The sequence below is a fragment of the Enterococcus sp. 4G2_DIV0659 genome, from assembly GCF_002140715.2.
GTDB lineage: Bacteria > Bacillota > Bacilli > Lactobacillales > Enterococcaceae > Enterococcus_L > Enterococcus_L mansonii.
The window spans coordinates 873,305-886,932 of sequence record NZ_NGLE02000001.1 but is presented as its reverse complement, the minus strand read 5'-3'; the positions used below and the strand labels follow the sequence as shown (position 1 = coordinate 886,932).

12 protein-coding genes are annotated in these 13,628 nt (G+C 34.3%); 10 read left to right on the top strand and 2 right to left on the bottom strand.

Features of this window, described 5'->3' with window-relative positions; genetic code table 11:
- Nucleotides 1-124 precede the first annotated feature (124 nt).
- Nucleotides 125-1,222, top strand: coding sequence for a WxLIP family cell surface protein (locus tag A5880_RS04170; protein ID WP_086331939.1), 1,098 nt, complete (start codon nucleotides 125-127; stop codon nucleotides 1,220-1,222).
- Between the two features lie 100 nt (nucleotides 1,223-1,322).
- On the opposite strand, the gene A5880_RS04165 is transcribed toward A5880_RS04170, so the two are convergent.
- Nucleotides 1,323-1,904 carry a YdcF family protein gene (locus A5880_RS04165; protein WP_086331938.1) on the bottom strand — a complete coding sequence of 194 codons (582 nt, stop codon included), beginning with the start codon at nucleotides 1,902-1,904 and terminating at the stop codon, nucleotides 1,323-1,325.
- A gap of 159 nt (nucleotides 1,905-2,063) precedes the next feature.
- Between A5880_RS04165 and A5880_RS04160 the strand changes: the two genes are divergently transcribed.
- From A5880_RS04160 to A5880_RS04125, 8 genes are all read left to right on the top strand, one after another.
- On the top strand, nucleotides 2,064-2,927 hold the full coding sequence (locus A5880_RS04160; protein WP_086331937.1) for an aminoglycoside 6-adenylyltransferase: 864 nt from the start codon (nucleotides 2,064-2,066) through the stop codon (nucleotides 2,925-2,927).
- A gap of 404 nt (nucleotides 2,928-3,331) precedes the next feature.
- Nucleotides 3,332-4,804, top strand: coding sequence for a L,D-transpeptidase family protein (locus tag A5880_RS04155; protein WP_086331936.1), 1,473 nt, complete (start codon nucleotides 3,332-3,334; stop codon nucleotides 4,802-4,804).
- A gap of 102 nt (nucleotides 4,805-4,906) precedes the next feature.
- Nucleotides 4,907-5,086, top strand: coding sequence for a 2-hydroxymuconate tautomerase (locus tag A5880_RS04150; protein WP_086331935.1), 180 nt, complete (start codon nucleotides 4,907-4,909; stop codon nucleotides 5,084-5,086).
- Nucleotides 5,087-5,458: 372 nt separating this feature from the next.
- The gene (gene thrS, locus A5880_RS04145; RefSeq protein WP_086331934.1) at nucleotides 5,459-7,399 is read left to right on the top strand and encodes a threonine--tRNA ligase; all 1,941 of its coding nucleotides are present in this window, start codon (nucleotides 5,459-5,461) and stop codon (nucleotides 7,397-7,399) included.
- Between the two features lie 184 nt (nucleotides 7,400-7,583).
- A complete protein-coding gene (locus A5880_RS04140) occupies nucleotides 7,584-9,704 on the top strand; it encodes a penicillin-binding transpeptidase domain-containing protein (protein ID WP_086331933.1) in 2,121 nt (706 codons plus the stop codon).
- A gap of 128 nt (nucleotides 9,705-9,832) precedes the next feature.
- Nucleotides 9,833-9,982, top strand: a complete 150-nt coding sequence (gene rpmG, locus A5880_RS04135) for a 50S ribosomal protein L33 (protein ID WP_002296119.1) — start codon at nucleotides 9,833-9,835, stop codon at nucleotides 9,980-9,982.
- A gap of 239 nt (nucleotides 9,983-10,221) precedes the next feature.
- A complete protein-coding gene (locus A5880_RS04130; RefSeq protein ID WP_086331932.1) occupies nucleotides 10,222-11,130 on the top strand; it encodes a hypothetical protein in 909 nt (302 codons plus the stop codon).
- A 97-nt stretch (nucleotides 11,131-11,227) separates the two neighbouring features.
- Entirely contained in the window at nucleotides 11,228-11,983 is a 756-nt protein-coding gene (locus A5880_RS04125; RefSeq protein ID WP_086331931.1) for an alpha/beta fold hydrolase, read from the top strand.
- Between the two features lie 148 nt (nucleotides 11,984-12,131).
- Here the strand turns inward: A5880_RS04125 and A5880_RS04120 are convergent, their stop codons facing one another.
- The gene (locus tag A5880_RS04120; RefSeq protein WP_086331930.1) at nucleotides 12,132-12,968 is read right to left on the bottom strand and encodes a YusW family protein; all 837 of its coding nucleotides are present in this window, start codon (nucleotides 12,966-12,968) and stop codon (nucleotides 12,132-12,134) included.
- A 232-nt stretch (nucleotides 12,969-13,200) separates the two neighbouring features.
- Here A5880_RS04120 and A5880_RS04115 point away from each other — a divergent pair, with 232 nt between their 5' ends.
- A complete protein-coding gene (locus A5880_RS04115; RefSeq protein ID WP_336576964.1) occupies nucleotides 13,201-13,596 on the top strand; it encodes a DUF4809 family protein in 396 nt (131 codons plus the stop codon).
- Nucleotides 13,597-13,628: the final 32 nt, after the last annotated feature.

The following is a 13,628-nucleotide window of genomic DNA, read 5'->3' as shown; positions in this document are numbered from 1 at the left end:
AGTTGCTTTTGCTCCTACTACTTAGTTGGATTAGGTGTGACTTAAAGAGCAAGAACTCTCACGCTTTTCAGTATAAAAGGGATTATTTTTTATTATTAAAGGAGTTAAAAAGGAGTTTGTAGAGATGAAAAAACGTGTGCAAAAAATAGAAATAGCAATCATTTTTTTATTCTTATCGTTGATGATCGGAATCACTGCTCAAGCAAGTGAAATCAATTTTACAGTTAAAGCAATTTTACCAGAGAATCAACGTAGCAAGACGGTCAGCTATTTTGATTTGCGAGTGACTCCTAATGAGACGCAAACACTAAGTGTAGAGTTAACAAATGATACAGATGAAGATATCACTGTCTCTGCCTCAGCAAATTCAGCAATTACAAATGATAACGGAGTAGTTGATTATTCCTATAAAGATACAAAAAAGGATTCATCAGCGGTTATTACATTTAGTGAAATTGCCTCAATGCCTAAAGATATAAAATTACCAAAAAAATCAAAAAAAATAGTTGAATGTGTAGTTAATATTCCAAAAGAGTCTTTTAATGGATATATTTTGGGTGGTCTTTATTTTGAACAAAAAGAAAATGGTCAATCTGAAACAAAAGAGCAGGGCGCTTTAGCAGTTGGGAATCGTTTCTCCTATGTTGTTGGGGTTTTATTGAGCGAGACTGATCAAGAAGTTAGGCCTGAATTAGCATTGAATGAAGTAAAAGCAACACAAGTAAATGGAAATAATGCGGTCATTATGAATATTCAAAATAAAAAAGCTGCAATGATCAAAAAGTTGCAAGTGGATGCTAAACTATATTACGAAAAAGAAAAGAAGCCTCGTTATGAAAATCATCAAGAATCTTTGACGATGGCACCAAATACGAATTTTAACTACAAAATTGATTTAAAGGAACAACCCTTTGTAGCAGGGAATTACACGGTGAAAATCAAAGCAAATGATGGATTTAGAGACTGGACCTGGGAAAGAACGTTCAAAATAAAAGAAAAAGAAGCAAAAAAATATAATGCTACGGCAGTAAACTTGCCGCCAGAGCAGAAAAAACAATTTCCTTGGCTGTTGATTATGTTGATAGTTTTAGGAATACTGGCGATAATTTCAGGAATTATCTATTATTTTAAACAAAAAATAAAAAAAGAACGAGAATTACAACAACAGAAATATGAAGAACTTAAAAAAAATATAGATCAATCAGATGGAACGACTGAATAATAGTAGACCATTCAAAGTTTAATGTGAATAAGTGTGACGCATACTCTAGTTTTTGATTTGAGTATGCGTCACATTTAATAATCAAAGGATGTGAGAGCGATCAATGGTCAAAAAGTAAACCATATCCCAAAGCGCAAATTTCTCTCATGTATGTTTTGAAAGTGGCAGAAGATTTTGAGACAGCAGGAAGTCCGCTGATGTCCAAAACGCCTAATCGTTTTGCTAATAATTTTGAACGATACATATGGAAATCACTTGTAACGATTACGGTGTTGCCAAGCGGTTGTTTTTTTTGTGCATTAGTAATATTTTCTTTTGTTCGAGTCGAAGTGTCCTCTTTGAGAATTTGTTTTTCCGAAATGCCTTTTTTCATCAAATAATCAGCCATTACAGATGCTTCGCTATCTGGTTCGTCAGAGCCTTGACCACCACAGACGATGGCAGTTGCCTTTGGATATTTTTTTAAGTATGGGACTGCTGCATCTAGTCGTTCTTTTAACACAGTACTAGGATAAGCGTCCTCTTTTGAAGAACCTTTTACTTGCGCTCCTAAAATTAAAACTGTATCAGGTGAAGTTGTTGGTTGATTTTTTGTCCCACTTAAAATCAAAAAAAGAACTAGACCAGCATAACTGACACCTAAAGCTACTATAATAAACACCATTCGTTTTACCCATTTCATAACACCACAACCTTTCTTATCTAGTGTAGTAGATAATTGAAATGAATAATGTTAAGTCTTTCTTTTTTAATGTTTTTTTAACGTTTTTAAGAGAAAGTATAACATAGACCTTTGATTTGTCCTATAATCTAGGTAAATACTTGAAGGAGAGGAAATGATATGCGCACGGAAAAAGAAATGTTTCAGTTAATTTTGGATCAAGCAGAAAAGGATTCAAGAGTTTTAGCTGTTGGAATGAATGGGTCTCGAACGAATAACCAAGCGCCAAATGATCAATTTCAAGACTATGATATTGTTTATATCGTTGATTCTATTGAAGAGTTTATAAACGATACGACTTGGATAGATGTCTTTGGTCCACGTTTGATCATGCAAATGCCAGAGGATATGGTGTTGTTTCCACCAGAAAGAAATGGGCGATTTACGTATTTAATGCTATTTGAAGATGGAAATCGTATCGATTTAATACTTTGCCCGAAAGAACAAGCTGAAATTTGGAACGAAAGGGATCGACTAGCCAAAATATTATTGGATAAGAGCGATTTATTACCCAAGCTACCAGAAGCAACTGATGAGGAATATTGGATTAAAAAGCCCAGCGAAAAAGAATTTTTGGACTGCTGTAATCAATTTTGGTGGGTTAGTACTTATGTAGTCAAGGGGTTGTGCCGAAACGAGCTATTTTATGCGGCAGATCATTTAAACGAATACTGTCGGCTTGAATTATTACGATTACTGTCTTGGCAAGTAGGAGAAAATCAGGGGTATCATTTTAGTATTGGCAAAAATTACAAATACTTGCCAAACTATTTAACGAAAAAACAATATGAGAAGCTCAGAGAGACTATGGACGTTTCAAGTATATCTACTACCTGGAAAGCCTTAATGTCCTTGCAAAAACAGTTTAGCTACTATGCTCAGAAATTTTCACAAGAGAAGGACTGGAGCTATGACCAAAAAACGGCTAAAAAGGTAATGGATTACACGAGGAATTTAAGTCAACATTCTTTTTTTTATAAATAAATTAGAATCTAATACGTCAATTTAAAGTTTATTATAAATAAATATGGATTTAGAGCAATTTATTGCTAAATGGTCTTTTTTCCTACCCGTTATCTGTGTTAGAATAGTAGATACGCTGTATATAAAATTTACACGTTTGGAGAAAAAGTAAAAAAGTGAATGATTACATAAAAAGGTACATTTTTTCTCGTAGTGTAAGCAAAATAATTGAAGATTATAAGGAACTTGACTACACTTGCGTAAACCTGTTTTATTCTAACGGATATTAATTGAAACAGGACTGATGTAAAGAATAAAAGAACTAAAGGAAGAGCGGCTTCCTTTTGATCTATGTAGAGAAGGAATCACTCGATAGTCTTCATGAGGTCAAACAAAATATATCATAATAGAAGGAAGATAGCTCAATGGAAAATGAAGAATCAGTTAGTCGCTCTGCTAAAAATGCACGAGCATCGCAAAATAATCATCAACCAAATAAAAAGAAAAAAAGATGGTTAGTTCCAGTAGTTGGTTTGTTAATTTGTTTGTCATTGGTATTTGCTGGTGGACTTGTTTATTTCCAATCTCATTTTTTTATAACTGCTAAAGCCAATGGTGTTGATATCAGTTTGTTAAGTGTTAAAGCAGCAAAAGACAAATTAGAAAAATTAAACCAATCTGAAAATGTAATCATTAAAGTTAATGGCAAGGAAGAAAAAATTGAATTGCCTGAAAAATATGAAATCACAGAAGGTTACTTGAAAGAAAATATTGGTGATCGATCGCTTAAATTACCAATCAACGAAAATTACAAAGTAGAATTACAAAATAAATTAAATGCACTTGAATTTGAAGCGGGAACGCCAAGCCAAGATGCACGAATCGAAAAAGTTGATGGTACGTATCAAATCATACCAGAACAAATAGGAACAACGGTAGATAAAGCAGCTTTGATGAGCCAGGTCTTAAAAGATGTTGAAGCAAACAAAGGCAGCTATGTGTATGAAGCAAAAGAGTTCTATCAAAAACCTGCCTTAACGAAAGATGATAAAGGCTTGCAAGACAAACTAGCGATGCTATCCAAAAAAGAAAACAAAACAATCACATTGGATATCAATGGTGAAAAATTAGCACTTACTAAAGAAGAGATTCAATCATTTATGGATACATCGGGTAATGTTGATCCAACTAAAGTATATGCATGGGTAGAACAAACGAATCAAAAATATGGCTCTATTTTTAAGCCGATTATCTTTAAAAATGTCCATGGCGTAACAACTAAATATAAAAATAATGGCAGCTATGGTTGGGATATCAATATGCCTCAAACAAGAGATTTACTTGTTAATGCGATAAATAGTGATAAAGATACTGAAACAATCACAGTCCCAATTGATGGAGATGTCACTCAATCATCTACAGTTGATAAAGATTATGTGGAGATCGATTTAAATGATCAAAAAATGTACTTCTTTAAAGGCGGCGCTAAGGTGGTTGAAACAGACGTCATCACGGGGCGTTATAATAAAGGAACAGCAACAGTTCCTGGTTTTCACACGATTTTGTATAAAGATACAGATACAAAATTAGAAGGCGAAATGCTGGATGGCTCAAAATATAGTGTACCAGTTAAATACTGGATGCCGCTGAAGAGTTTCGGTGGTGTGGTCACACAAATCGGGATTCACGATGCAGATTATAAAGCAGAGTATTTCGGTAATAAAGAAGCCTATAAAACAAACTTCGGTAGTAACGGTTGTATCAATACACCAGGAGCTGCAGTTGCACAAATTTTTAATGGTGCTTATGCAGGAATGCCAGTGATTGTGTATGGTCATATCTATGACAGTGCACCTGGAGAGTTTGATAAACCTGTAGATTATGGTGAACCAGCTTAAAAAAGTAATAAAAAGAAGTCCAATTGGGCTTCTTTTTTAATAATGCAGATTTATTGATTGTGGTGTAGAAAAAAAATAAAAAAATTGAACGGAGGAAAAGATATGCCATTTATTCATGTCGAATTAATCGAAGGTCGTAGCGAAGAACAATTGACAAATATGGTCAAAGAGATCACGGAAGTTGTATCCAAAAATACAGGGGCACCAAAAGAGAAGATCCATGTATTTGTTAACGAGATGAAAAAAGATCGTTATGCTCAAGGTGGAGAATGGAAAAAATAATCCATTCGAATAAACACTTGCTTTTTATTGAAATAAATGTTTAAATTAACACATAAATGATTGATGAAAAAGACAACTGAACTTGCAAGCAGTCTTTTAGAGAGGAAAATCTTGGCTGAAAATTTTCCAGACCCGCACAAGGAATGACCACTTTTTCCAACCTTTGTCGAAGCAAAGGCGGTCGTACCGTTAACACGTTGAGGAATATAGTTATTTGCTGTATTTAAAAATAGGTGGAACCACGAACTTTTCGTCCTAGTATCTGAGCATTGTCGGATACTAGGTTTTTTTGTATTTAATTAAAAGTTCGACAGTGGATCATTATAAAAAAGTATCTTTTCAATCATAAACATTCTTAAGGAGGAAACAAAAATGTCAATTAAAATCACATTCCCAGATGGCGCTGTCAAAGAATTTGAGGCAGGTTCATCAACTTTAGACATCGCTAAAAGTATCAGCAATAGTTTGGCTAAAAAAGCGTTAGCAGGAAAATTCAATGGTACGTTAATAGATTTAGATCGTCCAATCGAAGAAGATGGAAGGATTGAAATTGTTACACCAGATCATGAGGATGCGTTGCAAATTTTACGTCATTCAACAGCTCACTTAATGGCTAACGCTTTGCGCCGTCTATTTCCTAAAATCAAGTTTGGTGTAGGTCCAGCTATTGATTCTGGTTTTTATTACGATACAGACAATGGCGAGAATGCTGTGACTGCGGAAGATTTACCAGCAATCGAAGCTGAAATGATGAAAATCGTGAAAGAAAATAACCCAATTGTTCGTAAAGTTGTTTCAAAAGAAGAAGCATTAGAGTTGTTTGCGGACGATCCATATAAAGTAGAGTTAATTACTGATCTTCCTGCTGATGAAGAAATAACAGTTTATGATCAAGGCGATTTCGTTGATTTGTGCCGCGGGGTTCACGTGCCATCGACAGGCCGTATCCAAGTCTTCCAATTATTGTCTGTAGCTGGTGCGTACTGGAGAGGGAATTCTGATAATCAAATGATGCAACGTATTTATGGTACAGCATTTTTCGATAAAAAAGAGTTAAAAGAATTTATTAGAATGCGTGAAGAGGCAAAAGAACGTGATCACCGTAAATTAGGTAAAGAACTTGATTTATTTATGATTTCTCAAGAAGTAGGCTCTGGGTTGCCATTTTGGTTGCCAAAAGGTGCGACAATTCGTCGTACAATCGAACGTTACATTACAGATAAAGAAATCAGCTTGGGCTACCAACATGTGTATACTCCGATTATGGCAGATGTTAATTTATACAAAACTTCTGGTCACTGGGATCATTATCATGAAGATATGTTCCCGCCAATGGACATGGGAGATGGGGAAATGCTTGTTCTTCGTCCAATGAACTGCCCACATCATATGATGGTGTATAAAAATGATATTCATAGTTACCGTGAATTACCAATCAGAATCGCTGAACTTGGTATGATGCATCGTTATGAAAAATCAGGTGCATTATCTGGTTTACAACGTGTGCGTGAAATGACCTTGAATGACGGCCATACATTTGTTCGTCCAGATCAAATCAAAGAAGAATTTAAACGTACATTAGAGTTAATGGTTGCCGTTTACAAAGATTTTAATATCGATGATTATCGTTTCCGCTTAAGCTATCGTGATCCGAATAATACAGATAAATACTTTGATGATGATGCAATGTGGGAAAAAGCGCAAGAGATGTTAAAAGCTGCAATGGATGAAATGGAACTAGATTATTTTGAAGCAGAAGGTGAAGCAGCCTTTTATGGTCCTAAACTAGATGTTCAAGTAAAAACAGCTTTAGGGATGGAAGAAACATTATCAACTATTCAATTAGATTTCTTATTACCGGAACGTTTTGATTTAACTTATGTAGGGGAAGACGGAGAAAATAATCATCGCCCAGTCGTTATCCATCGCGGAATCGTTTCAACTATGGAACGTTTTGTTGCTTACTTAACTGAAGTGTACAAAGGAGCTTTCCCGACATGGTTGGCGCCAATTCAAGCAACAATTATTCCTGTTTCTGTTGAAGCTCATGCCGATTATGCCTATGAAGTCAAAAAACGTCTGCAAGAACAAGGCTTACGGATCGAAGTAGATGATCGTAATGAAAAAATGGGTTATAAGATCCGTGCGTCTCAAACACAAAAAATTCCGTATCAAATTGTTGTAGGAGATAAAGAGATGGATGAAGCAACAGTGAATATTCGTCGCTATGGAAGTAAAGAAACAGACGTAATCGATCTAAATATCTTTGTAGAGAGCATGGTCGCTGATGTATCAAATTATAGCCGGAAATAAGTAGTAAAAAGGTACATTTATCACCTAATTATGTTTAAAGGTCTGGAAAGAAGCTCTTTGAGTGATTTTCCAGATCTTTAAACATTAAATATTTTCTTAGTAGGAGGATTCCCTCTATTTTTTTTTGCATTTTTTAGTTACAATAGAGAAGCAAGACTTTTCTTATAAGGAAGGACTAGGATAAATGAAAAAAATGAGCTTTTTAGATAAATTAAAAAAAGAAAACGTAGAACCAATGACACAAAATAGCAAAAAATCCCATATTCCATTTCGATTGAATTTGCTGTTTTTTGTTATATTTGGTTTGTTTGTCGCTTTGATCGTAAGATTGGGTTATTTACAGATTGCAGAAGGACAACAATTTGCTCAAAAAGTAGATGAAAATTCGACATTGAAAATCAAAAGCAATGCACCACGGGGACAAATCTATGATGCTGCTGGTAATTTATTAGTCGGAAATAAATCAAATCTGGCGATCACTTATACCCGAGGAAAAAAAGTTCAAACGGAAGATTTATTAGATATTGCTTATAAGGTAAACGATCTGATTCATGTACCCGCTGATGAATTAACTGAACGAGATAAAAAAGATTTTTGGTTAGCGAATCCTGATAATTTAAAAGCTGCTCAAAAACGTTTGACAGATAAGGATATGTTAGATGAAAAAGGGAATAAAATCACAGATCAAGGAACATTATATGTGCTGACTGTGGAAAAAGTAAAACCAGAAGAAATCAATTTTGATGAACGTACGATGCAAGCAGCAACAATTTTTAAACGAATGAATGCTGTATCTGAGCTGAATACTGCTTTTATTAAAAATGAGGATGTCACTCAAGATGAAATTGCTATAATCGGCGAGCACACTTCGGAAATTTCTGGTGTGTCCACAGGAATGGATTGGGATCGTGAATATCCACAAGACATGGCTCTAAAAAGTATTTTAGGAAAAGTTTCCTCAGAAAAAGCAGGATTACCCGCTGAAGAAGCAGATGAGTATCTAGCAAAAGGTTACGAACGAAATGACCGTGTAGGAACGAGTTACTTAGAAAAACAATACGAAGATATTCTTCAAGGGAAAAAAGCTATATCAGAAGTAACTTTGGACAGTAACGGGAAAATTGTTACGCAAAAGCCAATATCAGAAGGTCAGAAAGGTTCTAACCTAAAATTGACCATTGATTTAGGGTTTCAAGCAAAAATTGAAGAAGTTGTTCGAGCGCAATATCAACAGTTGTTAGCGACAGGAAATGCGAACTACTCAGATGGCGCCTATGTAGTCGTTATGAACCCTAAGACAGGCGCTGTGATGGCGATGGTTGCTTTAGATCGAGATCTTGCAACTAACGAGTTAACGTCTAATCCTTTAGCTACAATCAACAAAGCGTTTGAACCTGGTTCAGTAGTCAAAGGAGCAACTATTTCAGCAGGTTATGAACAAGGTGTGATTTCTGGTAATGATGTGTTGATCGATGAACCGATTAAGATTTTTGGAAGTGACCCAAAAGCTTCTGTATTTAATAAGTATCCTGGTGTTCCAATGTCTCTTAGTGCAGAGCAAGCCCTAGAATATTCATCCAATGTTTACATGATGAAATTGGTCTTGAAAATGATGAAAACTGATTACCAATACAATATGAAGTTACCTTATGAAACCGGAGACTCAACGTTATTTGATGTGTTACGTAAAACATTTGGTGAATATGGTATGGGTGTATCGACTGGGATTGATTTACCAGGTGAGTCTACAGGACTATCAAATACTGCATTTGATGACCCTGAGTTTGCTCCAATGCCAGGGCATTTACTCGATTTGTCGTTCGGGCAATATGATACGTATACTGCAATGCAATTAGCTCAGTATGCTGCTACAGTTGCAAATGGCGGAACTCGACTTGCGCCTCATTTGGTTCAAGGTATTTATAATAATAATCCAGATGGCACAATTGGTGATTTAAAAGAAGAAATTACACCAAAAGAGTTGAACAAAGTAGATATTAGTCCAGGTCAAATGGATATCATTAAACAAGGGTTTTATGATGTTGTGCACGGTGCTGGTGCCTTTACCACAGGGCAATATATGCAAGGCGCAAAATTGGATATGGCAGCAAAAACTGGTACAGCGGAAACAAATGTTGGTGAACATACTACAGTCAATAGTAACGTGGTTGCTTATGCCCCTTATAATGATCCTGAAATTGCTGTTAGCGTGATCTTACCTCACTTGACAAGTGAAAGTACCAGACCAAACCAACTGATGGCTAAAGCCATCGTAGATGCTTATGCAGATTATAAGCAACAATAAAATTTGTAAAGTAGTTTTCCTTTACAAATTTCAGTAAAAGGGTAGAAATTCATGAACAAACATGATATGATATTTGAGGCTAAGAAATATCTTAGAAAATACGAAATCAGATATAGGAGGGAAAACACATGCGCGTAAACATCACTTTAGAATGCACTTCTTGTAAAGAGCGTAACTACCTTACAAGCAAAAATAAACGTAACAATCCTGATCGTTTGGAAAAACAAAAATATTGCCCACGTGAAAGAAAAGTTACTTTACACCGTGAAACAAAATAATAATTTTGATAAAAGCGCAAAATCCTTAAGAGTAAGGGTTTTGAGCTTTTTTATTTTTAATACATATATTGCAAAAATAGTGATTAATGAGCTCAGAAAATAGTTTTAAAATTATATGAATAATAGTTTGAAGTGGTTGTTAAAGTTTGAATGTTAAATATTAAGAAAATAAAACCTATTTCTTTTTGTTTATTGTATATCGTTTTGTTGTCGTGAGGAGTTTTAAGGGAGTTTATTTTATGAAAAAGTTTGTGTTGTTTTTTAGTTTAATAGTCATTCTTTTTCCTGCTATGTGTTACGCTAGTGAAGGAAAAGAAAATTTATTGAAATCGAAGTTTGATTCTGAAAGTGATTTAACGAGACATTTTACTCGTAAACAAGTTTTAAATGGCAGTACTACAAAGAAAAAAAAGATAAAAGAGGAGATTTATCTAACTTTTCCTTTTGAGAATAGTCCGTATATGTTTTTTGCGAATTTTGTATTAAACGGTCCAGTCAATAACTATAGTGGGTTTATCGAAACTATTTACTATCGAGACAACATTAAAATCAAAGATATGTACTATGAAAATAGACCTGTAAAAACAGATAAAATCGGTATTTATTCCACTGATTTATGTTTTACATCTGAAGAGGGTGTGATCTATCACTATAAAAATGTACCTTATTTAGTCAGCAGTGATCGACCTACTATATTTTTTTCAGAAATAAATTATGACAAAGAGAATGCCCGTATATCTGGAAAAATAAACATGCCGAAGCAAAAAAATACGTTTCAAGTCGAATTATTTTATACAGACAATGAAGAGTATCATTATCAAGAAGCGGTTGCTGATAAAAAAGGTCGATTCAATATGAAATTGACTAGGGATGGACAAGTGGGAAAAATGTATCTTAGAGTGACGGATGGTCTGGGAAATTATGCTGATGCCTACGATATCTTACATTCAGGAATTAGTTATCCAGAAACATCAGCAAATACACAAGACGTAGTCGAATATATTCAAAAACAAAAGCGATATAAGGCATCTTTTGGGTTGTTACTTCGAACAATAGCAGTTAATATTTTGCTTGTATTAGCCATGATTCTGTCGATTTTACGTCTAAGAGTTATTGTAAAAAGGAAACGTAGGAGAAAATTTTTTTAGATAGTATTTTATTGTAGAGTTGAGCAAAAAAAGTGATGTATACTCCTTAATGTGTATAATAAAGCCAATAAGAATAGTTTATTAAGGAGATCCTAAAATGAAAATAAGTGTTCGACACCGTTTGATTAAAGAAATTCCAGTATTAGAAGTCGTTTCTGAGCAGGATAAAAATAACTCTTTGCCTCTAGTGATTTATTACCATGGTTGGCAAACGGCTAAAGAGTTGTCATTGACTCAAGCAAGAAAACTGGCTAAAAAAGGCATAAGAGTCATTTTACCAGATGCAATGAATCACGGTGAGCGAAAAACGGGTGGGGTGTCGCCAATTCCCTCTGTGACATTTTGGTCTAGTATTCAATATAATATTATTGAATTTTCTCAATTAGTTCGACATTTTGATAAACAAGGTTTGATTATGGAGGACAAGATTGGTGTTGGTGGTGTGTCGATGGGAGGTATTACAACCTGTGCATTGTTAACGCAACACCCTGAGATCAAAGCAGCCGTTTGTATGATGGGAACACCATCTCCATTGCGTTATATTGATCGAGTAATGACACGTGCGGCTGAAATGGATATTTTTGTGCCAAAGGATTTACCATTATTATTAAGCTGGGTGGCACATTACGATTTATCTAAACAGCCTGAAAAAATAGCAAAACGTCCTGTATTGTTTTGGCATGGAACAGAAGATCCCAAAATACCTTATAGTGATGTGTCTGATTTTTATGAAGGAATTAAAGATAAGCCATTTGCGGAAAATAGCCAGTTTATGACGGGAATGGAGGAAGGACATCTGGTTAAAGGTGAGATGATGGATGTTGTAGCTGAGTGGTTTGAAAGGGAACTGTAGTAAGAATGGTCACATAAAACCAGAAAAATGAAGAAATCAAAAATAGCTTTTTGACTTTTTAGAGTGAACTAGATACGTATAAGATTTTAGGCGTGCACCAATAAAGAAGAAGTTCTTTGGTTGCACGCCTATTTGCATAGATGATTGTTTATTTCAATTTAAATTTAACTTGTGAGTTATCAGTAAATTGTCCTTGGAATTGGAATTGTTTGTAGCTTGATCCTTTACCAAGTTTGTTTAAAATGTGTGAAGTAATTTCTTTTTCACTACCATTTTTTAGGTTTAGACCAGCGATGATTCCTTCAATTTTTTCTTCAGCAGCACTACCTTGTAATTGTACTTTATTTGATTTGTCTTGGTATTGTGCTTTGATAGTTCCATTTGCATTCACTTGATATTGGAATTGTACTTGTGTACCATTTGTGTAATTTACTTGTACTTCTAATTTTTTTAAGTCTGATTTTTCAGCAGGTACTTCCACTTCAGGAGTCTCAGTTTCTGGTGTCTCTACTTCAGGTACTTCTACTTCTGGCACTTCCACTTCAGGAACTTCAACCTCAGGTGCTTCAGTTTCTGGCACATAGTATGATTGTAAACCGAATTCTGCTTTTACATATCCTTTAGTAATTAGGATAACTTTAAGATGTAAATCTTTTTGATACGTCATTTTTTGTAGTAAACTTACTGATTTGTAGTAATTTTTACTGAAATCTCTGGCGATCACAGTCGCTTGTGATTTACTGTATCCAGCAGCTTCCCATGTACTTGTTTTCGCTAATTCATTGTAAACAGATGATACATTTGAACTTGTTAATGATAACCCTGTGTGTGCTAAGATATCTGCTTTATTGAATAAAGTGACTGTCTTGTTGTAATTTGATTCTACGACTGTTGCTGCGTTTGCATGGCTTGATACCATTCCTAAACTTGCCGAACATAAACTAATTGTTAAAACTGCAACCATCATACCTTTAAAAAATTTCATAAAAAATTCCTCCTCTTATTTACTACTGTTTTATAAATAGTAGCTTGCCTATATTATTATCTGAAAAAAATATAAAGTAAATACATATTAGTGATTTCTAATAATTTTAAATATATTTTAATTATATTTATATGTTATGTAGTACAGTTATGTTTATTTTTCTATCTTATTTTAGGATAATATTTGATATAATAAAGTGAATGAACTAGATGTTTGGAAAGGATTTGTAAGCATGAAAGCAGTAAAAATTGCGAAAAAGGTCAACTTATTAGATGGAGGGTGTAATGCATGTGGAATCATCGAAGATGTGAGCTATACATTAACGTATGATGAACAAGCCATTCCATTAGATGAGTTGAACGTTAATACATTAGTTACGGCGATTGTCTTAAAAAATGGATTTAAACGTGAATATGAATCTGATGTTTTAGATGATTATATTTTATATAAAAAAGATAATCATCAAATTAGACTCAAAGAAGAATATGACTATTTGATTTATTCAACTGCTCAAACAAAGCTTGAAACAAAAGATCAAATAATTGATAATAAAGTGCTAGTAAAAAAAGTAAATGAAATTCTTACAACTATTTTTGTGTTGGATGAGGTTTCATTTAGCTTTATTTAAGGTGGAATGGTATGGGACCTTATGCAGAATTT